Source organism: Pseudonocardia zijingensis (assembly GCF_042657305.1).
Classification (GTDB): domain Bacteria; phylum Actinomycetota; class Actinomycetes; order Mycobacteriales; family Pseudonocardiaceae; genus Pseudonocardia; species Pseudonocardia zijingensis.
In genome coordinates this window covers 315,845-338,684 of the sequence record NZ_JBHSKO010000004.1, presented here as the reverse complement: position 1 = coordinate 338,684, position 22,840 = coordinate 315,845, and the positions used below count along the sequence as shown (strand labels likewise).

16 protein-coding genes are annotated in these 22,840 nt (G+C 75.3%); 4 read left to right on the top strand and 12 right to left on the bottom strand.

Annotated elements, in window-relative coordinates; genetic code table 11:
- From recD to recC, 3 genes are read right to left on the bottom strand one after another with little or no spacing between them, the layout of a single operon-like run.
- A complete protein-coding gene (recD, locus tag ACFPL3_RS11520) occupies positions 1-1,821 on the bottom strand; it encodes an exodeoxyribonuclease V subunit alpha (RefSeq protein WP_379588883.1) in 1,821 nt (606 codons plus the stop codon).
- On the bottom strand, positions 1,818-5,183 hold the full coding sequence (locus ACFPL3_RS11515) for a UvrD-helicase domain-containing protein (RefSeq protein WP_343939652.1): 3,366 nt from the start codon (positions 5,181-5,183) through the stop codon (positions 1,818-1,820). The genes recD and ACFPL3_RS11515 overlap by 4 nt, the downstream gene beginning before the upstream one ends.
- Positions 5,180-8,452: an exodeoxyribonuclease V subunit gamma gene (gene recC, locus ACFPL3_RS11510; RefSeq protein WP_379588881.1), complete on the bottom strand. Its 3,273-nt coding sequence runs from the start codon at positions 8,450-8,452 to the stop codon at positions 5,180-5,182. The genes ACFPL3_RS11515 and recC overlap by 4 nt, the downstream gene beginning before the upstream one ends.
- Positions 8,453-8,717: 265 nt before the next feature.
- Here recC and ACFPL3_RS11505 point away from each other — a divergent pair, with 265 nt between their 5' ends.
- The 3 genes from ACFPL3_RS11505 (at position 8,718) to pgm (ending at position 11,848) form a co-directional block, all read left to right on the top strand.
- Entirely contained in the window at positions 8,718-9,104 is a 387-nt protein-coding gene (locus ACFPL3_RS11505; RefSeq protein WP_343939658.1) for a hypothetical protein, read from the top strand.
- 57 nt (positions 9,105-9,161) lie between these two features.
- Entirely contained in the window at positions 9,162-9,989 is an 828-nt protein-coding gene (locus tag ACFPL3_RS11500; RefSeq protein WP_343939660.1) for an NmrA family NAD(P)-binding protein, read from the top strand.
- A gap of 233 nt (positions 9,990-10,222) precedes the next feature.
- A complete protein-coding gene (gene pgm, locus ACFPL3_RS11495) occupies positions 10,223-11,848 on the top strand; it encodes a phosphoglucomutase (alpha-D-glucose-1,6-bisphosphate-dependent) (protein ID WP_343939662.1) in 1,626 nt (541 codons plus the stop codon).
- Between the two features lie 156 nt (positions 11,849-12,004).
- Here the strand turns inward: pgm and ACFPL3_RS11490 are convergent, their stop codons facing one another.
- The 9 genes from ACFPL3_RS11490 to ACFPL3_RS11450 all read right to left on the bottom strand — a co-directional run bounded on the left by ACFPL3_RS11490 (position 12,005) and on the right by ACFPL3_RS11450 (position 21,557).
- Complete coding sequence (locus ACFPL3_RS11490) at positions 12,005-12,475, bottom strand: DUF2127 domain-containing protein (RefSeq protein WP_343939664.1); 471 nt, start codon at positions 12,473-12,475, stop codon at positions 12,005-12,007.
- A gap of 138 nt (positions 12,476-12,613) precedes the next feature.
- A complete protein-coding gene (locus ACFPL3_RS11485; RefSeq protein WP_343939666.1) occupies positions 12,614-13,555 on the bottom strand; it encodes a CPBP family intramembrane glutamic endopeptidase in 942 nt (313 codons plus the stop codon).
- 232 nt (positions 13,556-13,787) lie between these two features.
- A complete protein-coding gene (locus ACFPL3_RS11480; RefSeq protein ID WP_343939668.1) occupies positions 13,788-14,555 on the bottom strand; it encodes a hypothetical protein in 768 nt (255 codons plus the stop codon).
- Positions 14,552-15,967, bottom strand: coding sequence for a Na+/H+ antiporter NhaC family protein (locus tag ACFPL3_RS11475; protein ID WP_343939670.1), 1,416 nt, complete (start codon positions 15,965-15,967; stop codon positions 14,552-14,554). The genes ACFPL3_RS11480 and ACFPL3_RS11475 overlap by 4 nt, the downstream gene beginning before the upstream one ends.
- Positions 15,968-16,003: 36 nt before the next feature.
- Positions 16,004-17,614, bottom strand: a complete 1,611-nt coding sequence (locus ACFPL3_RS11470; RefSeq protein ID WP_343939672.1) for an N-acyl-D-amino-acid deacylase family protein — start codon at positions 17,612-17,614, stop codon at positions 16,004-16,006.
- On the bottom strand, positions 17,611-19,038 hold the full coding sequence (locus ACFPL3_RS11465; protein WP_343939674.1) for a Na+/H+ antiporter NhaC family protein: 1,428 nt from the start codon (positions 19,036-19,038) through the stop codon (positions 17,611-17,613). Before ACFPL3_RS11465 ends, ACFPL3_RS11470 begins: the two co-directional genes overlap by 4 nt.
- Positions 19,035-20,153, bottom strand: a complete 1,119-nt coding sequence (gene menC / locus ACFPL3_RS11460; protein ID WP_343939676.1) for an o-succinylbenzoate synthase — start codon at positions 20,151-20,153, stop codon at positions 19,035-19,037. Before menC ends, ACFPL3_RS11465 begins: the two co-directional genes overlap by 4 nt.
- 1 nt (position 20,154) lies before the next feature.
- Positions 20,155-20,814, bottom strand: coding sequence for a MurR/RpiR family transcriptional regulator (locus ACFPL3_RS11455; RefSeq protein ID WP_343939678.1), 660 nt, complete (start codon positions 20,812-20,814; stop codon positions 20,155-20,157).
- A complete protein-coding gene (locus tag ACFPL3_RS11450) occupies positions 20,811-21,557 on the bottom strand; it encodes a GNAT family N-acetyltransferase (RefSeq protein ID WP_343939680.1) in 747 nt (248 codons plus the stop codon). Before ACFPL3_RS11450 ends, ACFPL3_RS11455 begins: the two co-directional genes overlap by 4 nt.
- 97 nt (positions 21,558-21,654) lie before the next feature.
- Between ACFPL3_RS11450 and ACFPL3_RS11445 the strand changes: the two genes are divergently transcribed.
- Positions 21,655-22,776, top strand: a complete 1,122-nt coding sequence (locus ACFPL3_RS11445; protein ID WP_343939682.1) for a M20/M25/M40 family metallo-hydrolase — start codon at positions 21,655-21,657, stop codon at positions 22,774-22,776.
- Positions 22,777-22,840 lie beyond the last annotated feature (64 nt).

Here is a 22,840-nt window from a genome sequence, read left to right as displayed (position 1 = left end):
TCAGCCGCGCCCCAGCCGGTGGCGCAGCCCGCTCGCCCGGCTGACCGGGCGGGCCACCGCGGCGCGCACCGCCTCCTCCGTGCCCACGACCCGCACGAACTCCGCGGCCCGCGTGACCGCGGTGTACAGCAGCTCCCGCGTGAGCAGCGGCGACTCCGCGGGCGGCAGCACCACCGTGACGCGGCGGAACTGGCTGCCCTGGCCGCGGTGGACGGTCATGGCGTGCACGGTGGCCACCTCGGACAGCCGGGCGGGCGGGTGCAGGGTGGGCACCCCGCCCCGCGCGAACGCGACGCGCAGGCCGTGCGGGGTGGCCACGGCGACGCCCGTGTCGCCGTTGAACAGGCCCACGTCGTAGTCGTTGGCCGTGACGAGCACCGGCCGCCCGGCGTACCAGGGACCTGTCGGCGCGTCGGGCCGGGCACCCCGCAGCCACCGCTCGATCTCGCCGCTCCAGCGCGTGACGCCGTACGGGCCCCGCCGGTGGGCGCACAGCACCCGGTGGCGTTCGAGCGCCGCGAGCGCCGAGGGGACGTCACCGGCCAGCGCGGCGTCGGTGAGCTCGCGGCCGGCGCCGACGACGTCGCCGCGCACGCCCGTGGTGTCGTCGGGCTCCACGAACTCCAGGTCGGGACGGCCCGCGCGCAGCAGCGCCACCGCCGTGTCGGCATCGCCCGCCTGCACCGCGCGGGCGAAATCCGCGATCGCGCCGCCGAAGCGCCACACGTGCCGGAGGGTGACCACGCCGTTGATCACGGAGCCGCCGGTGAGGTCGTGGGGCAGGCCCGCGGCGGCCAGCGCCGCGTCGAGCGCCGGTTCGGGCTGCCCCGGGGCGCGGGCCAGGTCGCCGAGCACCGCGCCCGCCTCGACCGAGGCCAGCTGGTCGGGGTCGCCCACCAGGACGAGCCGCGACTCCGTGCGCACGGCCTCCAGCAGCCGGGCCATCAGGGTGAGCGACACCATCGACGTCTCGTCGACCACCACCACGTCGTAGGGCAGCCGCTGCGCCCGGCCGTAGCGGAAGCGCCCACCCGGGCGCCAGCCCAGCAGGCGGTGCAGGGTGGCGGCCTCGGGGGTGTGGGCGCGCAGCTCGGCGGGCAGCTCGGCCGCCACCGCCTCCTGCAGCCGCGCCGCCGCCTTGCCGGTGGGCGCGGCGAGCGCCACCCGCGGCGGCGGGCCCGGCTGGTCGTGCAGCAGCGCGAGCAGGCGCGCCACCGTGGTGGTCTTGCCGGTGCCCGGCCCGCCCGCCAGCACCGTGACCCGCCGCAGGACGCTCACGGCCGCCGCGAGCCGCTGGCGTTCCGACCCGGGTGCGGAGAAGAGCCGGTCGAGACCTGCCTTCAGCCGGTCGATGTCGACCTCCGGCGGGCGGCTTGCGGCCCGCTCGGTGAGCGAGCGGCGGACCAGCTCCTCCTCGCCCCAATACCGCTCCAGGTAGAGCAGGCCGTCGACCAGCCGCAGCGGCCGGCCGCCGGGGGCGTCGGCGCCGTGGGCGACCAGCGGGCTCGCCGCGCACTCCGCGACCCAGCGCTCCGGACCGGGCCAGGGCAGCGCCGAGACGTCGACCAGCTCGTCGCCCTCGCCGAGCACGGTGTGGCTCACCGAGGACAGGTCGACGCACACCGACCCCAGCCGCACCGCGCGCACCGCGAGCGCCACGGCGAGCAGGACGTGCTCGTCGGCCTCCCCGGACAGCCGCCCCACCCGGGCGGCCACGTGCACGTCGGCGGGGTCGAGCACGCCCGCGGTGTTGAAGACGCCGAGCAGCCCGTCGGCGCGACGCGCCAGCCGAGCGTCGCCGACGTCGACGGTGGTGGTCATGCCCCGCCCCCGTCCAGCAGCCGCGACAGCTCCTCCACGAGCGCGGCGGGCGGGCGCCAGCTGAACACGCCGCACGGCACGCCGTCGACGGCGGGGGTGTCGGGGCCGCACATCCCGCGCACGAACAGGTACAGCACACCGCCGAGGTGGCGCTCCGGTTCGTAGCCGGGCAGCCGCCACCGCAGGTACCGGTGCAGGGCCACGCTGTAGAGCAGCGCCTGCAGCGGGTAGTGGGCGGCGATCATCGCCTCCGCGAGCCGGGCCGGCCCGTAGTGGGCGGACGTGAGCGGCTCACGCCCGTCGGGCCCCATCGGGCCCAGCCAGTTGGTCTTGTAGTCGACCACGGCGAACCGGGAGCCGGGCAGCCGCAGCACGGCGTCGATGCTCCCGGTGAGGTAGCCCCGCAGCGGCTGCTCCTCCAGCCCGGCCAGCGCGTCGGGGTAGGGGTGCAGCGGGTCGTCGGCAGGCAGGTGCCTGCGCAGCAGCGGCGCGATCGCCCCGAGGGCGACCGGTGAGCCGGGGGAGTCGCCACCGGCCAGCGGGAGCTCGAAGTCGAGCTCGGCGAGGCGGTCGCGGGGCGCGATGTCGGCCAGGCGCAGGCCGCCCGCGAGCGGGCCGAGCGGGGTGCGGGCCGCCGGCAGCAGCGCCGCGGCGAGCGCATCGGCGTCGACCCCGGGCACGGGGTGGTGCACGAGCTGCTCCCGGGCCCGGGCGGTGAGCTCACCGAGCAGGTCGGGGGCGGTGAGGTCGGCCGCCTCGAAGATGCCGTGCACCAGCGTGCCGAAGCCCGCGCCGAGGGGCAGGTCGGCCATCGGGGACGGCACCGCGATCCCCTCCTCCGCGCTTTCCTCGTCGGCATCCGGCGCCAGCTCGACGGCCGCCTCGTCCTCGATGCCCGGCGCCTCCGGCTCGCTGCCGACACCCGGCCCGTGGCCGTGGCCCGCCGTGGCCGTGAGCGCGCTGTAGGACGTGCGGCGCCAGGCGATGTCGAGCCTGCGGGAGAACTCCGCGGCGCGCAGCTCGCCGCCCGCGGACCCGCCAGCGGAGAACGTGAGCGCCGCTTGCGTGAACCCGATCTCCTCCACCGCGATCCGGCTGCCCGCGAGCTCGCGCAGCGCGTGGAGCGCGGCGTTGTCGGCGGGCACGCGGTAGGTCTCCGCAGGGTCGCGGCCCGCGTCGGGGCGCCCGATCAGCAACCGGTGCAGCGGCGAGGTGGCCGTGGTGGTGGCCGGCACCCACCACGTGACCACCTGGCAGCGAGCCCGCGTGAGCGCGACGTAGAGCAGCCGCAGGTCCTCGCCCGCCTCCTCCGCGCGGTGGCGGGCCACCCGCTCCTTCCACCCCTCGCCGGACTCGCCACCGACGTCGAGCACCCGGGCGCCCGTGTGGTCGTGCAGGAGCGGAACGTCCGGGTCGCGGACGTTGCGGTCCCAGGCGAACGGCACGTAGACGATCGGGAACTCGAGCCCCTTGCTGCGGTGGATCGTGATGATCTGCACGGCCGCGGCGTCGGACTCCAGCCGCCTGCTGCGTTCCACCACCACGTCCTGGGCGGCGTCGGCGATGCGGTGGCGCAGCCACTCCACCAGCGCGGCCGGGCCGAGGTGCTCGGACACCGCGGCCGCGTGCAGCGTCTGGGCGATGTGGCGCAGGTCGGTGAGCAGCCGCTCGCCGTCGGCCACCCCGAGCAGCCTGCCCGGCAGCCCGGTGCCGGTGGTGACGGCCTCCAGGAGCGCCGCCACACCGCGTTCGTGCAGCACCGCGGCCCACGTGCGCAGGGTGGCGCCCACCTCGTCGAGCAGCGCATCGGCGCTCGGCCCGCACAGCTCCGCGACCGTGCGGCCGAGGAAGGGGGTGAGCGCCGCCGCCCGCACCCGGGCCGCCCGCGGCTGCTCGAGGGCCTCCAGGAGCGTGAGCCACTCCGCGGCCACCGGGGTGCCGAACACGCTCGCGGTGCCCGACAGCACCGCGGGCACCCCCACCGCGGCCAGGGCCTGGCGGATCATCGCGCCCTGGTCGTTGGTGCGCACCAGCACCGCGACGTCGCCGGGCGCGATCGGCTCCCCGCTGATCGTGGCGTCGCTCGCCAGCAGCGTGGCGATGTCGGCCGCCGCGTCGCGCGCCACCACCTCGCGGGCCGGGCCGACGACGGCGAGGTCGCGCCGCGGCGCCGTGGGCAGCCCGGCGCGCGACGCCACGCGCAGCCGGAACGGGGTGTCGACCGGCGCGCCGCGCAACCGGCTGCCCGGGTGGGCCGACTCGACCGGGTGCACGGTGATGCGCGAGTCGCCCAGGGCGGCGCCGTTGAACACCGTGTCGAGGGCGTCCAGCAGAACCGCGTCGCTGCGCCAGTTGCGCGCCAGCGTGGCGTGGTGGTGGGCGGCCTCGGTGGCGTCGAGGTAACTCACCACGTCGGCCCCGCGGAACGCGTAGATCGCCTGCTTCGGGTCGCCGATCAGCACCAGCGTGGTGGAACCGTGGAACGCCTGGCGCAGGATCTGCCACTGCACCGGGTCGGTGTCCTGGAACTCGTCGACCAGCACCACCCGGAACCGGGACCGCAGCCGGGCCGCCGCACCGCGCGCCGGGTCGGCCAGCGCGTCGGCAAGACGGGTGAGCATGTCGTCGTAGGTGTAGATGCGCCGCACCCGCTTGCGGCGCGCCACCTCGCCCCGCACCGCGGTGGCGAACCGGTACCGCACCTGGGCGGTGCTGCCCGGCTCCGCGTCGCGCGGTTCGAGCCGCGCCTGCCCGTCGTGCACGGCGCGGCGGGCCAGCGCGAGCGCCTCGGCCCGGGTGAACGCCGGGTTGCCGGCACCCCGCGCCCCGTACTTGCGCACGTAGAAGTCGTCGACGACCTCCTCGATGACGTCGTCGATCGACTCCACGAACACCGCGTCGCGGTCGCCGTCGCCCGCCACGCCGAGCCCGGCCAGCATCTGCTGGCAGAACTGGTGGGTGGTGGCGATGGTGGCGGCGTCGAACTGGGTGAGCGCGCGGGCGAGCCGGGCCCGCCGCCGCGCGACCTCGGTGTCGGGCGCGTCGGCGAGCATCGCGAGCACCGAGTCGCTCCCTGCGCGCGCCGCCGCCGGATCGGCCAGGCCGCGCTCGGCCGTGACGAGGCGCTCCCGCACGCGTTCGCGCAGCTCCTGTGTGGCCTCCCGGCCGAACGTGACGAGCATGAGCTCGGGCAGGGCGGCGTGGCCCTCGGCGACGTAGCGCGTGGCGAGCGCCGCGATCGTGAAGGTCTTGCCGGTGCCCGCGCTCGCCTCGAGCACGGTGGTGCCGCTGGGCAGCTCGCCGCACACGTCGAACGCGGCCGGCGCGAGCACCGGGGCGGGGAACGGGATCACGTTGGTCACAGGCGCACCAGATCCTCGGCCGTGAGCAGCGGGGACCACACCTGCACCGCGAGCGTGCCGAACCGGGTGGGCTCGCCCCCCGGTGGCCCGGGCGTGTTGAGCACCTCCGGGCCGGCGGCGGGGCCCCAGGCACGGGTGTGGGCGGTGTCGGCCCGCTCGGCGCCCGCGCCCGAGGTCCACCGGCGCAGGGCCTCGTCGAGCGCGCCCGCCGGGTCGGCGCCACCACGTCGCCGCGTGGCGTAGGTCTCGCCGGTGACCGTGGGCAACGGAAGCGGCTCGCGCAGGCCCTCGCGCCGCAGCGCCACGAGCTGCGCGAGCTCGGCGGTGGCGCGGTCGGGGTCGAGGGGGCCTGCCGTGGCCATCGCGAGCCCGAACTTCTGCCCGCGCCCGATCGTGACCGCCCGCCACGGCTCGCGGGTGGTGGCCGTGAGCGCGAGCAGCCGCACCCACGCCCGGATCCGCTGCTTGGGCGCGAGCCGCGAGTACTCGACGCGCAGCAGGACGCTGCCGTGCAGCCCGCCGACCGTGCCCACGACGCGGGTGCCGTCGGGCAGCACGACGTCGACGTCGCGGTCGCCCGCCTCGCCGGTGAGGTAGGGCCGCGCCGCCAGGACGATCGGCTCGACGTCGTCGAGCACCTTGTGCAGCACCTGCTCGCCCAGCGCCCCCGGCGGCAGCTCACCGCGGCGCCACTCGGCCTGGCGGCACCGGTCGAGCGGCCGCCCGGCCAGCCGGTCGCGCAGCAGCCGGTCGCCGACGTTCCACTGCGCCAGCCCGTCGAGGTCGACCGGCAACGCGTCGGTGTCCTGCTCCTCGGCGGTGAACAGCGACAGGCCCACGCGCTGGCGCAGGAACTCCTTCACCGGGTGCTCCACGAACGACACGAGCTCGTCGAGCGCGACCACCGAGTCGTCGTCCGGCGGGGGCAGCGGCGCGGCGAGGAACGGCGCGGGCGGCGACTTCGCCCCGGCCGCCGCCACGGCCCCGGCGAGCTCGGCGCGGTCGAAGCTGAACGGGCGCTGCCCGGTGAAGTTGCGCGGGTCGAACGGCTGCAGCGGGTGGCGCACCACCACCTGGTCGAGCGCCTCCGGCCCCGCGGTGGCCGCCACGGCGTCGAGGAGCTCCCCGAGCGGCACGGCCGGCGGGCGGCGGGCGCCGCTGCGCTCGTCGGCGCCGGAGTGCACCACCACGAGGTGTTCGGTGGCGGCGCAGATCGCGTCGAGGAACAGCTGGCGGTCCTCGCTGCGCGGGTCGCGCTCGCCGACGAGCGGGTCGCGGGCGAGCAGGTCGTCGCCGTCGGGCACGCCCGCCCGCGGGAACACGCCGTCGTCGAGGCCCAGCAGGCAGATCACGCGGTGGGGCACCGACCGCATCGGCACCAGCGTGGCCACGGTGAGGGTGCCGGTGCGGAAGTTGGCGCGGGTGGGCCGGCCCCGCAACCGCTCGCCCAGGAGGCCGCGGACGTCGGCCAGCTCGAGCTCGACGGTGGTGGCGTGCGGCCCGGCGGCGTGGACGGCCGCCGTGAGCTCGGCCCGTGCCTGCGTGCCCTGCCACTCGTCGGTGCCGGTGACGAGGGTGAGCGCGTCGAGCGCCTCCTGCAGCACCTCCACCCAGCGCGCGAGCGGTTGGCGCCCGGAGAGCCCGGCGAGGACCGCGGCGACCCGGTCGACGAACTCGGCGAGCCTGCCGACCCGCGCCACGTCGCCCGACTCGACCTCGTCGAGCGGCAGCGCCGTGCCGAGCCAGTGGTGCTCGGCGCCCGACATGGTGACGCCGAGCAACAGCCGATCCAGGCCTGCCGACCAGGTGTTCTGCGGGAACCCGTCGAGCTGGAACGGCGCGCGGTGGGCGCCGTCGAGCCCCCACCGCACACCGGAGCGCAGCACGAGCTCGCGCAGCCGTTCGAGGTCGGCCTCGTCGAGGTCGAACCGCCTGCGCACGGGCGCGGTGCCGAGCAGGTCGAGCAGCTGGGAGGCGGTGGCGCGCGCGTCGGCCAGCTCCAGCAGCTGCGACACCGTGTCGAGCAGCGGGTTGACCTGGCGCAGCGCGCGGTCGGCCAGTCGCACCTGCAGGCGCTGCCCGGGGTGGGCGTCGGGCCCGTCGGCGAGCCCGAAGCTGGCCGAGACCAGCGGGGCGAACGCCTCGACGTCGGGGCACATCACCAGGATGTCGCGCGGCTCCAGCGTGGGGTCGGCCTCCAGGAGCCCGAGCACGACCTCGCGCAGCACCTCGACCTGGCGGTCGGGCCCGTGGCAGGCGTGGACCTGCACGCTGCGGTCGTCGGGCCGCAGCGCGAACGCGCCGTCGGGCGTGTGGTCGTGGCGCAGGTCGGCCTGCAGCTGCTGCAGGAGCGTGGCGGGCGAGTGGTCGGCCTCGGCGTGGTGGACGTCCTCGCACTCCGTGGGCAGCCGGAGCTGCAGCTCGCGGGCGTCGCGGCCCAGCGAACTCAGCAGCGGGTGGCGCGGCGTGCTCGCCGTGGGGTCGGCGCGGCGGGCCGGGACCTCGGGCGGGGGAGTGATCGCTGCCCACAGCGCGGGGGACGGGTGGGGGAGCCAGAGGTGGACGTCGCGGTGCTCCGCCAGCGCCCCCAGAACCGCGAGGTGCTCGGCGGGCAGCCGGGTGGGGCCGAACACCGACACGCGTTCGGGCAGCGCGACCACCTGCGGGTCGGCCCGCAGCGCCGCGCAGGCCGTGGCCAGCCGCTCGGCGGGCGACGGGGCGCCGACGCGCTCGCGCAGCCGCCGCCACAGCTCCGCCTGCCAGGCGAGGTCGGCCGCGCGCTCCTGCGGCTCCCCGGCCCCGGCCAGCCATGCCCTGAGCATCTCCGGGCGGTGGGTGGCGTAGGAGGCGAACAGGTCGGTGAGGTGGCGCGCCACGGCGTAGCGACGGCCCCGGGTCGCGTCGCCGACGTGGGCGCCCAGCGGCGCGCACCACGGCTCACCGACGCTCGCGTCGATCACCTCGAGCAGAGGCCACACCGCGCGCTCGGGCTGCCAGGGGTCGTCGTCGGGGTGCACGCCGGTGGCGGCCGCGACGACCTCGGCGACGACCGCCGCCGGGGCCGGGAAGGCCACGCCCGCGCACACGCCGTCGGCGGCGCCCGCCGCGCCGAGCCGGTGGGCCAGGCGGTGGGCCAGCCACCGCTCCACCCCCCGGGCCGGGACCGCGACGACCTCGGTGGTGAACGGGTCGGCAGGCGGTTCGGCCAGCAGCTCGCCGAGGGCGCGGGCGAGCGTGTCGGCGCGCTCGGCGCGGTGCAGATGCCACATGGCTGCCCCCTCGTTCACTTCTGCGCACACGTTAGGGGCGGGCGGTGACGGTCCCGGGTGCGGGCGGACGAGTTTTCCACAAGTGACCGAACGTGAGGCGGAGGCGCGCGGCGCGGCACGCACGGTGATCGAATGCCGGGCCGGGCGGTCACCCACCGTGATCATCGGCGCGAAACAACACGATGGTGTCATCCCGCTGCGGCCCGGCTAACGGAAAGCTGTGCCCTGCGCGATCACCGGGTACAGGACGCGGAGGAGGGGTCGGATGAGCGCCGACAGGAGCGACGCGACGACCGGACCGATGGTGCCGGAGCAGCGCGGGGTGCGGGACGCGGCGCGTGCCGAGGTCCTCGCCCGCCACGGCCGCCTCACCAAGGCGGGGCGACCCATCTTCTGCCGGCCGAGCCGCGCCGAGGCCGAGGGCCGGGCGCTGCCGCGGCCCGGCTCCGACGGCAAGGTCATCTACTCCACCCGCGAGGACGCCGAGGCCGCCGCCCGCGAACTGGAGGCGCTCGGGGCCCGGCCGCTGCGCTCCTACCTCTGCGCGCGCTCCCGGGGTGGCCACTACCACCTCACCACGGACGCGCCCCGCACGGCGCACCTCCCGCTGCACCTGCGCATCCCGCAGCAGCGCCGCCCGCTCTCCGCATAGGTTTGACCTGAAGTCAGGTCGAGCTCCTAGCGTCGTCCGCGGCGAGAGGAGATCGACATGACGACGCTGGTCACGGGCGCCACCGGCAACACGGGGCGCCACGTCGTCGCGGAACTGGTCCGCCGGGGCGAACACGTCCGCGCACTCACCCGGAACCCGGTGGCGACGAGGTTCCCGGCGGGGGCCGAGGTCGTCGCCGGCACGCACACGGCACCGGCGGAGCTGGGCCCCGCCCTCGAGGGGGTCGACCGCCTGCACGTCACCGTCACCGCGGGGCTCGCCGAGGTCGGGCCCGAGCTGGTGCGCCGCGCGGTCGACGCGGGGGTCCGGCGCATCACGGTGGTCTGGGGCGGCTTCGTCGGCCCGGTCGAGCAGGCGGTGGCGGAGTCGGGCGTGGAGTGGACGCGCCTGGAGCCGCAGGAATTCATGTCCAACACGCTGACCTGGGCAGACGCGATCCGGGACGAGGGGGTCGTGCGGGAGCCCTACGACTTCCCCAGCGCGCTGGTGCACCCGGCCGACATCGGGGAGGTCGCCGCGGTCGCGCTGCTCGAGGACGGCCACGCGGGGCGCGCCTACAACCTCACCGGGCCCGAGGCGCTCACCTCGCGGGAACGGATCGCGATCCTGTCCCGGGTGGTCGGCCGCGACATCACGTTCGTGCCGATCACGCACGAGCAGGCCGTCGAGCGGCTCGTGGCCACGGGCGTGTCCCGGGCCGACGCCGAGTTCGTCATCGGCTGGTACGCCGCGCCCGGCGCCGACGCGACGACCGTGGTCGACACCGTGGAACGGGTGACCGGCCACCCGGCCCGCACGTTCGACCGGTGGGTGGCCGAGCACGCGGACCGCTTCCAGGCGAGCAGGACCTCACGGCGGCTGTGACAGCTCCGGTGTGCGGCTCGCGCTGATCACACGCGGCATCGGCCGCCCGCCCGGGAGCATGATCGTTGTTTCGGCGCGGAACCCGACGCATCCCGTCGGAGAACGCGCCGGTCCGCCGATCATGGGCGTGTGGGGGGACTGCCTCCCGGTGGCGCCGCGCGTACGGAAGTGCCGTTCGTCCGCCGCGGTGGCATGGTGAGCGCGGAGACCCCGCCGCGAACCGGGAGTGCGACATGCCGAACCATCCCCGCGCCGGAACCCCCGCGCAGCCCGAGGACCTCGTCGACGTCGAGGCCCTGCTCGCCGCGTACGACGAGCGCACCCCCGACCCGGACGACCCGGCGCAGCGCGTGGCGTTCGGGACGTCCGGGCACCGGGGCTCGTCGCTGCGCACCACGTTCAACGACGCGCACATCGCCGCCACCAGCCAGGCCATCTGCGAGTACCGGGCGCAGCAGGGCACCGACGGGCCGCTCTACATCGGGCGCGACACCCACGCGCTGTCCGAGCCCGCGTGGGTCACCGCCATCGAGGTGTTCCAGGCGGGCGGCGTGCACGTGCTCGCCGACGCCGACGACGCGTTCACGCCCACCCCGGCCGTCTCCCACGCGATCCTCACCCACAACCGCGGCCGCACGGGCGGGCTCGCCGACGGCGTGGTCGTCACGCCCTCGCACAACCCGCCGTCGGACGGCGGCTTCAAGTACAACCCGCCCAACGGCGGCCCGGCCGACACCGATGCCACGTCCTGGATCGCCGACCGCGCCAACGAGTTGCTGCGCGCGGGCCTGGCCGGGGTGCGGCGCACTCCGATCGACCGGGCGGGCCTGGCCCGCCACGACTTCCTCGGCGCCTACGTCGCCGACCTGCCCTCGGTGGTGGACCTGGACGCGATCCGGTCGGCGGGCGTGCGCATCGGCGCCGACCCGATGGGCGGGGCGAGCGTGGCCTACTGGGGCGCGATCGCCGAGCGCCACGGGCTGGACCTCACGGTCGTCAACCCCGAGGTCGACCCGCAGTTCGGGTTCATGACGCTCGACTGGGACGGCAAGATCCGGATGGACTGCTCGTCGCCGTACGCGATGGCCTCGCTGGTGGGGCGGCGCGGCGAGTTCCGCATCGCCACCGGCAACGACGCCGACTCCGACCGGCACGGCATCGTCACGGTCGACGGCCTGATGAACCCCAACCACTTCCTCGCCGTCGCGATCGGCTACCTGTACGCGCATCGCCCGGGGTGGTCGGCCGACGCGGGCGTGGGCAAGACGGCCGTCAGCTCGTCGATGATCGACCGGGTGGCCGCCGACCTGGGCCGCAAGCTGGTGGAAACCCCCGTCGGGTTCAAGTGGTTCGTGCCCGGCCTGCTCGACGGCTCGATCGGGTTCGGCGGCGAGGAGAGCGCGGGCGCGTCCTTCCTGCGCACCGACGGCGGGGTGTGGACCACCGACAAGGACGGGATCATCCTCGCGCTGCTCGCCTCCGAGATCACCGCGGTGACGGGGAGTGTGCCCAGCGACCGCTACCGCGAGCTCACCGAGCGGTTCGGCGAGCCCGCCTACGCCCGCACCGACGTGGCCTGCAGCCCCGAGGACAAGGCGAAGCTCGGCAAGCTCTCCGCCGACGACGTGCGCGCCACCGAGCTGGCCGGCGAGAAGATCACCGACCGGCTCACCCACGCGCCGGGCAACGGCGCCCCGCTCGGCGGGCTGAAGGTCGTGACGGAGGGCGGCTGGTTCGCCGCGCGCCCGTCGGGCACCGAGGACGTCTACAAGGTCTACGCCGAGAGCTTCCGCGGCCCCGACCACCTGGCCCGGATCCAGGAGGAGGCGCAGGAGGTGGTGGCGGCCGCCCTGGCCTGAGCATCGGCCGCACCCTGTCTGCCACGTGTCCTCGCGCGCTGGAACGTGAGACTCGCCTGCTGGCACGGGGGACTCGCGGCCGGGTTGCGGCGAGTCTCGCATCCAACCGGGCGAGTCCCCCGTTTCGCGCGCCGAAGATCCCTTCCGCTCGGGTGATCATCGCCCCATCGCGCGGTACTCCCGCACGACCAGCACGAGGATCAGGATGTCGAGCGCGGCCGCGAACGGCAGCACCGCCGACCCGGTGCGCACGGCGCGGGTCACCTCGAACGCGATCAGGACGGCGAGCACGACGACGGCCACCGGGTAGGCGGGGCGGTACCGGGTCAGCAGCGCCACCACCAGCCCGACCTTCAGGATGCCGTGCAGCGCGAGGTAGACGAGCACGAAGGTGCGGTTGCCCGACGCGAACTCCGCGGTGCCGGCCACGAGGTGGCGGGCGAGGAAGCCGTCTGGCGGGCCGACCAGGTCGTGGCTCACGATCTCGGCCACCAGCTGGTTCAGCGCTGCGGCGGGCACCAGCAGCAGCACCGCGGCGGCGACCAGTTCGACGGCGCCGTCCAGACCCTTCAGGACCAGCGCGATCTTGAAGAACCGGTCGGTGCGGCTCTCCACCACGTCGCCCATGACGCCCTCCACCGATGGTCCCGGCGAGTCTCGCATTCTGCCGCGCGAGATCCCCGTTTCCGTGGGCCGAACGCCGCATTCCGGGGGCTTCCGGTCCCGGCCTGAGCATCGGCCGCCGCCCGTCCGCTCCCCGGGTGATCACCGCGCCGGGCTGGTCGTGCCCCGCGGTTCACCGGACGCCTGCGGCCAGGGCCCGTCGGCGGCGGTCTCGCGCCGGTAGCGCTCGTACGACAGTCGGCCGCGCGTCGCGGCGATGATCAACAGTGCGGCGGCGATCTGCAGCGGGAGGCGGACCTCGCCGAGGGCGGGGAGCACGGCCGTACCGGGGAGGACCGCGCTCACGACGATGCCCGCGGTGTTGGTGGCAGCGTGGTGGAGCACCGCGATCAGGAGGCTCCCGCGGGTGTTGTTGAACAGCCAGGTGACGGCGACCGAGCCCGCGGTGACCCCGACGACGAAGAGCAGGAACTGCCCGAGTGCCGCCGCGAGGCCGGGCGGTGCGCCGTTGTAACCGGGGATCAGCAGGTAGATCGGGAGGTGCCAGGTGCCGTGCAGCACTCCCAGCAGGAGCGCCCCCACCAACGGCCCACACCGCTCCTGCAGTCCGGGCAGGGCGAAGCCGCGCCAGCCGGGTTCCTCGCCCAAGGGACCACCGAAGACGAGGATCGAGAGGTAGAGCCCCAGGAAGCCCGCTGCGGACAGGACCGGTGGGGGGCCGCCTGCCTGCGGGCTGCCCGGCAGCGCGAGGACGGCCGCGACCAGCAGCGCGGGCCACGCGAGCACCGCGATCAGGTACCACCCCGGCGCCACCCGCCACAGGACGAGCCGGCGCAGCAGGTGGCGCACCCCCGCCCACCCGCGCAGGAGCGCTGTCAGGGCGAACCCCGCGAGGCACGGGCCGAGCAGCGTGCCCAGGAATCCGGCCGCACCCTGCAACGGCAGCCCCCAGACGCCGAGCGCCAGTCCGAACCACACCCAGGACAGGGCGAACGTCATCACGACGTAGCTGGTGAGCGGCCGCGAGCCGACCAACCGGAGGAGCCGGCCCACCAATGCCCCGCCCGCGCGCCCTCGGTCCATCCGCGCCCCTCCCGACCCGTCGAGTGGGCGCCATCATGAGTGGTCGCGAGCGCCGATGGAGCCGTGCTGGGCGTCCTCGTAGGAGATTCACAGCTGCGGCAGATCAGCGCGAGACGCGATACTCGCGCGCTGGAACGCGGGACTCGCGCCCGGGTTCGGCGAGTCTCGCATTCTGCCGGGTGAGTCCCCCGTTTCGCGCGCCGAAGATCCCGTTCGGGCGCGCGGGCCGCTGCTACCGGCCGCCCAGACGGGCCAGGTCGCGGCAGGTCGCCGCGAGCAGGTCGCGCAGCAGCTGCCCGGCGAGCGCCTCGTGCACGTCGACGACGGGCCGCCCGGCGCGCAGGTCCTCCTGGTAGCGCTCCCGGTCGGCCGGGTAGGGGAGGGCGGTCAGGGCGGCGACCACCACGATCTCGCCGTCCCGCTCGGCCACGGCGACGGCGTGGGTGCGCAGCACGGTCTCGTCGGGGTGGCCGATCCAGCCCGCCTTCACCGCGACGTCGCCCGCGGGCACCCCCAACGTGTCGGCCACCGCCCCCGGCACGCCGAAGGCCTGCTCGGGCGCCACCGCGCGCATCCAGTCCAGGACCCGCGCCGCCGACGGGTCGCGTGCGAGCGCCCCGTAGGCCGTGACCAGCTCGGTGGCGCTCACCTCCACCCCGCCGAACCAGCTCGGGTCGGCGCCCGCCTGCCGCCAGCGCACCCCCGTGGACCCCGCCAGCCGGTCGAGGATCCGTGGCGGCGGACCGCCGTGCCAGAGGCGCTGGGTGGCGGCGTTGTCGGAGTAGCGGATCGCGCGCTCGCCGTCCTCGGAGCGGCCACCCGCCGCCACCCACACCACCAGCGGCTTGAGCACCGACGCGCACCGCAGCCGGGCGGCGCCGCGCCGGGCCGCCGTGGCCCGCAGCGGCGCCCCGCCGTACTGCGGCGTGCCGAGCACCTCGCCCGCCACCTGCGCGGACGCGCCGTCGGCGAGGGTGGCGAGCACGTCGGCCGCGCTCACAGGTACACCGCCAGCAGCACGGCGTAGACCACCACCACGGGCACGAGCACCAGGTACGAGGACAACAGCTGCCAGCGCAGCGACCGCGATTCCGCCAGACCCATCTGGCCGATCATGTCAGGGTTGGGGAACGGGCCCAGCCCGTCGGTCTGCGCACCGGCGAGCAGCACGAGGCTCCACGCCGCGGGCGGCACGCCGAGCGCGACGGCGAGCGGGCCGAACACCTGGTTCACCAGCACCGCCTGCGCGGCCGCCGCCCCGGCCACACCGACCCAGCCGATCAGCACGACGACCAGGCAGAACAGGTAGGGGCCGAGCGAGGAGAGCGCGAACCGCTCCGCGACGCCGTCGTAGACGCCCATCGAGTCGACGAGCGTGAACAGCACGGCGAGCAGGAAGAACAGGAAGAAGATGCCGAGCAGCCGGCTCGCGCCCGCGTAGACGGCGCCCATGAGCTCACCGATCGACCGGCGGGCGGCGAGCCCGGCGACCGCGATGAGCAGGATCAGCGCGACCGGCACGAACGTGGCTCCCGCCGCGGTGACGCCGCTGTAGACCACCAGCGCGACGAACGCGATCAGGAACGCGGCGGTGGTGCGCCGGGCGCCGGGTACGGGGTCGTGCGCGTCGTCGAGGTCGACGGCGCGTTCGGGCGGGTAGGGGAACGCCTGCGCGGTGCGGCGCTGGTTCCAGCGCACCGACAGGAAGCCCGCGCCGAACATCACGGCCGCGATGGGCAGGCCCGCGGCGAGGACGTAACCGATCCAGCTGACCCCCGCCGCGCCGTAGATGCTCGCGGTGATCGGTGCGAACGGGCTGAGCGTGAGCCCGGCCAGGCCGCTGAAGAAGAACATCGCCGCCGTGGCCGTGGTGGAGAACCCGAGCGCGGCGAGCAGCGGGATCACGATCGGCGCGACGATCGCGACGGATCCGGCGAGCGTGCCGAGCGCCCCCGCGAGCACGGTGCAGGCCACCATCACGCCGAACTGGGCACGCAGCTGTGTGGTGAGGCCGACCCCGCGCACCACGCTGAGCACGATGAACTCGGCCACCCCGGTGCGCTTGAGCACCTCCCCGAGGCCCGCACCGAGCAGGATGATCACGCCGAGCAGCGCGACCAGCGAACCCATCGACTCGAGCAGCACCGGCCCGAGCTCCGCGGGTGTGGAGCGGGTGAGCACCACGGCGGTGACGACCGCGCCCAGGGTGGCGAGCACCATGTCGACGCCGAGCAGCGCGAGCCCCGCGTACACGACGACCGGCACGATGCCCCACAGCCCCGGCTGGTCGGTCTGCACCGCCACGACGGTGCTCGCGACCAGCGCGACGGCGTAGAGCGCTGCGGCGGCCACGGCCTGCCGCCGGGACATGTCGAGCGTGTAGATGTTGACGTCCGATACGGACGAGCTCACGGGCAGCCTCCGGTCAGGAGTGACAGCATGGTGGCCTTACTGGCGGATTGCGCCAGTAAAGCCACCTTGCCGGCGTTCGGGGGCGGGGCGGCGGAGGACCTTCCCGGGGCGCCTTCCTGTGAGGGCACCGTCGGACAGCACCTGGTCGCCTGCCACCAGCACGTGCTGGACGCCCGTCGAGAGCTGCCACGGGTCGTCGTAGGTGGAGCGGTCGGTCACCGTGGCCGGGTCGAGCACGGCGACGTCGGCCACGGCACCGGGGCGTAGGACGCCGCGGTCGGTCATGCCGAGCCGGGCGGCGGGCAGCCCGGTCATCTTGTGGACGGCCGCGGCGAGCGGGAGGTCGCCGTCGCGCACGTGTGGCCCCAGGACCTTGGTGAACGTGCCGAAGCTTCGCGGGTGCGGCCGGCCGGGGCCGTCGGGGCGCAGCTCCCAGCCGTCGCTGGCCACGCTCGAGGCCGGGTGGCGCAGCACCGTGCGCACGTCGGCGGCGGCCATCGCGTGGTTCACGATCGACACCGCGCCCCGGTGGCCCGCGAGCACGCGCAGCGCGGCGTCGGCGGGGTCGGTGCCCAGGTCGCGGGCGATGTCGGCGACGCTGCGCCCGCGCGCGGCGGTGAACGGTCCCGGCGGCAGGTCGGCGATCACCACGCCCTCCGGGTCGACGTCGCGGGCCATGCGCTCGCGCAGCCCGGCCGCGACGCGTTCGCGGGTGGGGCCGTCGGCGAGCCGCTCCAGCATCCGCTCCACTCCGCCGTCGAGGGCCCAGGCGGGCAGCCGGGAGGTCAGCGTGGTGGACGAGGCCGTGTAGGGGTAGACGTCGCAGGCGACGTCCACGCCCTCGATGCGGGCCGCGTCGATGATCGCCAGCGCCTCGGTGACGGCGCCGTGGTTGGTGCGGCCCATGACCTTGAGGTGGGAGATCTCCAGCCGCACCCCGGTCTCCCGGGCGGTGGCGACGGCCTCGCGCACGGCGTCGAGCAGCGCGTCGGCCTCGTTGCGCATGTGCGTGGAGTAGAGCAGGCCGTGCGCGGCGGCCACGCGGGCCAGGGCCGTGACCTCGGCCGCGTCGCCGTAGGCGCCGGGGGCGTAGATCAGGCCGGTGGAGAACCCCCAGACGCCCTGCACGGCCGCCTCGGCGAGCAGCGTGCCCATCCGCTCCAGCTCGTCGGCCGACGGCGCGCGCTCGGCGCCGCCCATGGCGGCCAGGCGCAGCGCCGAGTGCCCCACCTGCAGGGCGAGGTTCACCGCGGGCCGCGCGGCGTCGACCGCGTCGGCGTACCCGGCCGCGTCGGTCCAGGTCCAGTCGAGCTCACCCTTCAGGAACGCCGACGCCGCCCGCAGCTCGGCGAGGTCGCCCACCGGGAACGGCGACCACCCGCAGTTGCCGGTGACCAGCGTGGTGACGCCCTGGGTCACGGCGGTGTCGGCGCCCGGGTGCCCGGTGACGCTGAAGTCGGCGTGGGAGTGCAGGTCGATGAAGCCGGGGCAGACCACGAGCCCGTCGGCGTCGATCCGCGTGCCGTCGAGCGTGCCCGGCGCGGCGACGGCGTCCACCCGGCCCGCCGTGATCCCGACGTCGGCCACGCGCTCGGGGGCGCCCGTGCCGTCGACGACCGTGCCGCCCGCGATGACGAGGTCGCTCATGCGAGCACCGCCAGGATCGCGACGTACATCAACGACGCCGGGATGAGCACCATCCACCCGGTGAGCAGCAACGATCTCAGGTTCGTCGACCGGGCGAGGCCCATCGCGCCGACCATGTTGGCGTTGGGGAACGGCCCGTAGGTGTCGGCCTTCGACGCCCACAGCAGCACGATCACCCAGGCGCCCGAGCCGAGCCCGACGGTGGTGGCGAGGTCGCCGAACACCTGGTCCAGGAGCACCACCTGGGCCGCGGTGGCCCCGGGGACGCCCACCCAGCCGAGCAGCGCGATCGCGACGGCGAACCCGACGCCCGACGCGCTCTGCAGCTGCGGCCCGAACACCTCGAGCACGACGTCGTAGGGCTTCAGGGCGTCGATCACCAGGAACAGCGCCGCGAGCAGCCAGAACAGCAGGAAGATGCTCACCAGCCGGGCCGCGCCGCGGTAGAGGTGCCGCGCGATCTCGGTGGCGGGCAGCCGGGCGGCCACGCCGGTGGCGATGCCCAGCAGCGGCAGCGCGAGCAGCGGGAACGAGGTGCCGGCCGCGGTGACCGTCGCGTAGACGACGGTGGCGACCAGCAGCAGGAGGAACACCGCGGTGGCCCGGCCCGCGCCCGCGGGCACCCCCTCCTGCTCGGTCTCGAGGTCGGCGTCGGTGTAGAAGTCGTCGGTGCGCGCGCTGCGCCGCTGGATCCACGGCACCACGACCATCGCGACGACCAGCGACAGCACCGCGATCGGCGCCGCGCCGTACTGCAGGTAGGTCAGGTAGCCGACGCCCGCGGCCTCCATGATCGCGACGTTCGAGCCGGCGAACGGAGCGAGCGCGAGCCCGGCACAGCCGCCGACGAACATCATCGCGGCGGTGGCGGAGCGCGTGAAGCCCACGCGCGCGGCCACGGGGAGCAGGATCGGCGCCGAGATCGCGAGCGCGCCCGCGAGCGTGCCCAGGCTCGTGACCAGCACCAGGCAGGACAGCATCACGCCCAGCAGCACGGCCCGCTGGCTGCGCTGGCCTGCCACCCGCAGCACCCAGTGGACGATCGTGTGGGCCACGCCGGTGACGCGCAGCACCTCCCCGACACCCGCGCCGAGCATGATGATCACGCCGATGGTGGTGACGAGGTCGCCCATCGACTCGCCGAGCAGCTTCCCGAACTCGGCCGGCGTCTGCTGGGCGATGAGCACCCCGCCCACCAGGCTCACCACGGTGGCGATCACGAGGTCCATGCCGAGCAGGCACAGCACCGCGTACATCGCGATCGGCACGACGCCCCAGAGCGTGGGCGCCTCGGCCCCGAAGCCCGCGATCGCGCAGATGACGAGGCCTGCGACGGCGATCGCATTGGTGACGATGCGCCGGCCGCGGCCCTGTTCCAGCTCGTAGGCGTTGGCGCGCTCGGTCCGTTCGATCTGTTCGCTCATCGGATCCCCTCGTGAACGCGCGTGGCGTGTGCCCGCACGAAGTCCTCGTCGACGTCGTGCCCGAGGCCGGGGGAGTCCCACGGCACGGCGACGATGCCGTCGTCGGCGCGGATCGGTGGGTCCACCACGTCGCGCGCGTAGTACTTGTCGGAACCGGAGACATCCGACGGCAGGACGAATCCGGGCAGGCTGGACAGCGCGACGTTGGCGGCGCGGCCGACACCGAACTCGTGCATCCCGCCGCACCAGACCGGCACGTCGTGCGCGCGGGCGCGGTCGTGCGCGGCCACGGCGGCGGTGAGCCCGCCCATCCGCGAAACCTTGATGTTGAGCACCCGGCAGGCGCCCACGGCCAGCGCGGTCTCCAGGTCGTGGCCGTCGACGATCGACTCGTCGAGGCAGATCGGGGTGTCGATCGTGGCCTGCAGCCGGGCCGCGGCCATGAGGTCGCGCGGCGCGAACGGCTGCTCGATCATGGTGAGCCCGGCGCCGTCGAGGGCGCGCAGTGCCGCGAGGTGCTCCTCGGCCTCGGTGTAGGCGCCGTTGGCGTCGACGTGCAGCGCGAGGTCGGGGAACGCGGCGCGCACCGCGGTCACGGGGGCCACGTCCCACCCCGGCGCGATCTTCAGCTTCACCCGCGGGTAGCCGGCGTCCACCTGCTTGCGCACCTGGGCCACCAGCGCGTCGACGGTGGGCTCGATGCCCAGGCTCACCCCGGCGACGACGGTGCGCCGCTCCCCGCCGAGCGCCCCGGCCAGGGGTTCGCGCTTCGCCGCCGACCAGAGTGACCAGCACGCCATGTCGAACCCGGCCTTGGCGAACTCGTTGCCCCGGACCTTCGCCCACCGGCCGGGCACCTCGGTGGGGTGCTCCCACGACTCACCCAGCAGCGCGGGCAGCAGGAACGCCGAGCCGATCGCCCAGCACGTCTCCACGGTCTCGGCGGTGAAGAACGGCCCGGACGGCGACGCGATCTCGCCCCAGCCCACGGCGCCGCCCCCGTCCTCGACGCGCACCAGCACGTGCTCCAGGGCGGACTTGCGGTGCGAGCTCGTCTCGAACTCGTGCACCAGCGGCAGCTGCACCTGCAGCAGCTCGATCCGATCGATCCGCACCTCAGTCTCCGTCCGCGTAGACGCCCAGGCGGGCGGTGAGCACGTCACGGCGCGCGAGCCGGCGCCGGGCGCCCTTCGCGCTGGCCGCGGCGAGCGTGGCGAGGATGTGCACGACAGCCGCGACGGCGGTGGGGGAGTCGGCGTAGGACGCGCTGTCGGTGCTCACCACCACCGCGACGTCGGACAGCCGCGCCACCGCGCTGCAGGCGTCGTCGGTGACCCCGACGACCGTGCCGCCCGCCGCGGCGAACTCCTCGGCGATCGCGATGGTCGAGCGGGCGTAGCGGCGCAGCGAGAACGCGACGAGCACGTCGCCGGGCCGCACGTCGGAAAGCACGTCGACGCCCCGCACCACCGTGCCGTCGATCAGGGTGACGTTGGCCATGCTGGCCGACAGGTCCGTGGCCAGCAGCGACGCGTAGGACCACGACTTCGACCCGCCCGTGACGAACCGCCGCTTGGCCGCGACGATCCGGCGGGCGGCCTGCTCCAGCGAGCCGTCGGCCTGCAGGCGTTCCAGGGTGGCCGCGAGGTTCGCCGTCTCCTGGGCCACCACCTGCTGCAGCAGCGCGGTGGCCGTGGACCGGCGCTGCAGGCGCGCGCCGTACCGCTCGTCGGGACTGCTGAGCTGCTTGTTGTCCTGCGTGTTCTCGACGGTCACGACGCTCCCGCGCAGTACAGCGCCGTGCGCTCGTCCACCCGCCGGCACGACCGCAGCACCCGGCCCGCGCCGAGCAGCGCGTCGAGCTCGTCGGCCACGCGGTCCCGCAGGGCGAGCGCGTCGCCCGGGTCCATGCCCCGTAGCGCGCCGCCGTCCGCGGGCACCGCGAGCCAGCAGGCGTCGCCCTCCCGCCGGGACCGGCCCCACTCCGGCACGTCCGCGGGAAGCGGCGGGACCGGCGCGTGGTCGTGCGCGTAGAGGTCCCACTCGACGACGATCCGGTCGGTGCGACCGTTGTGGTCCTGCAGGCCGTAGTAGTCGCGGTGGAACCAGCGACCGACGGCGCCGAGCACGTCGAGGTTGAAGTGGGCGTTGCGGGCCTGCAGGGGGTCGAACGCCCACCGCATCGTGCGCACGCCCGCCCGGCGCGCCACCTCGGCCTGCGCCCGCTTGAGCTGACGGCCCACGCCGCGGCCCTGCGCGGCCGGATCCACCGCCGCCGTCTGCGAGTAGTGGTAGGGCGTGCCGTGGTCGAGGCCCACGAAGCCGTACGTGAACCCGACCAGCCGGTCGTCCTCGTCGAAGGCGCCCACGGCCGACCCGCCGGTGTGCTGCAGCGCGGCGAGCAGCTTCGGCGTGAACGCCGGGTCGTCGCCGGGCAGGCCGAACACCTCGCGGTAGAGCCGGACGGCCGCGAGCCGCTCCGCAGCGGTGGCGAAGGGCCGGGCGGTGATCCCGGGCATGGCGCTCCAAACGGTGATACTCAATGTATGCGTGACGGTCCTACCGATGAAACTGCAGGCTGTCAACCGGACGTCCGCAAAGATATAGTCCGTATCCATGCCCGACTTCACCGGTGTCGCCGCCGCTCTCGCCGACGACGCGCAGGCCAGGCTCATCGCGTACGCCCGGCACGAGACCCCCACCGGCGACGCGCAGGAGCTCAACGCGCTGGCGGACGTCCTCGAGGAGCGCTACCGGGAGCTGGGGGCCCGTACCGAGCGGGTCGCGCGCGAGACCGGTGATCACCTCGTGGCCCGATGGGGCGAGGGCGACGGGCCGCACGTGCTGCTGCTGGGCCACCACGACACCGTGTGGCCCCGCGGCACCCTCGAGACCATGCCGGTGGCGGCGGCCGACGGCGTGCTGCGCGGACCCGGCGTCTACGACATGAAGGGCGGCCTGGTGGTCGCCGAGACGGCGTTCGCGGTGCTGCGGGAGTGCGGGGTGGCGCCCGCCCGGCCCGTGCGCCTCGTCGTGGTGGCCGACGAGGAGGTCGGCAGCCCCACGGCGCGCCCGCTCGTGGAGGAGCACGTGGCGGGGGCCGTCGCCGTGCTCGGCCTGGAGTCACCGCACCCCGGCGGCGCGCTGAAGTCGGCTCGCCTGGGCAGCACGCGCGTGCGGATCGAGGTCCGGGGCCGGTCCGCGCACGCCGCGCTCGACCCGGAGTCCGGGGTGTCCGCGGTCGACGAGCTGGTGGACCAGCTGTTCGCGGTCCGCGAGATCATGGCGGCCGAGCCGACCGTGCTGTGCAACGTCGGCACCGTCGACGGGGGAGGGCGCACCAACGTGGTGCCCGACCAGGCCTGCGCCGACATCGGCCTGCGGTTCACCGACACCGCCACCCAGGACCGCGTGCTCGCCGCGCTCGGGCGCCTCACGCCCGTGCGCGCGGGCGCCGAGGTCACCGTGCGGACGCTCACCAGCCGCCCGGCCTGGTCCGAGACCGACGACGACCTGCTCGCCCGGGTGGCCGCGGCCGGCGCCGCCGTGGGGCAGGAGGTCACCGGCCGCCCGGCGGCGGGCGGGGCCGACACCAACACCCCGGGTGCTGCGGGCATCCCCACCCTCGACGGGTTCGGCCCCCTGGGTGGCGGCGCCCACGCCCCGGACGAGCGGATCGAGCTGGCGACGCTCCCCGAGCGGGCGGCGCTCCTGGCGAGCGTGCTGGCGGCTCTCTGAGGCTCGCCCGGGGAAGTTCAGGAAAGCCACATTCAGGGCCGGAGAGGCCCTGAATGTGGCTTTC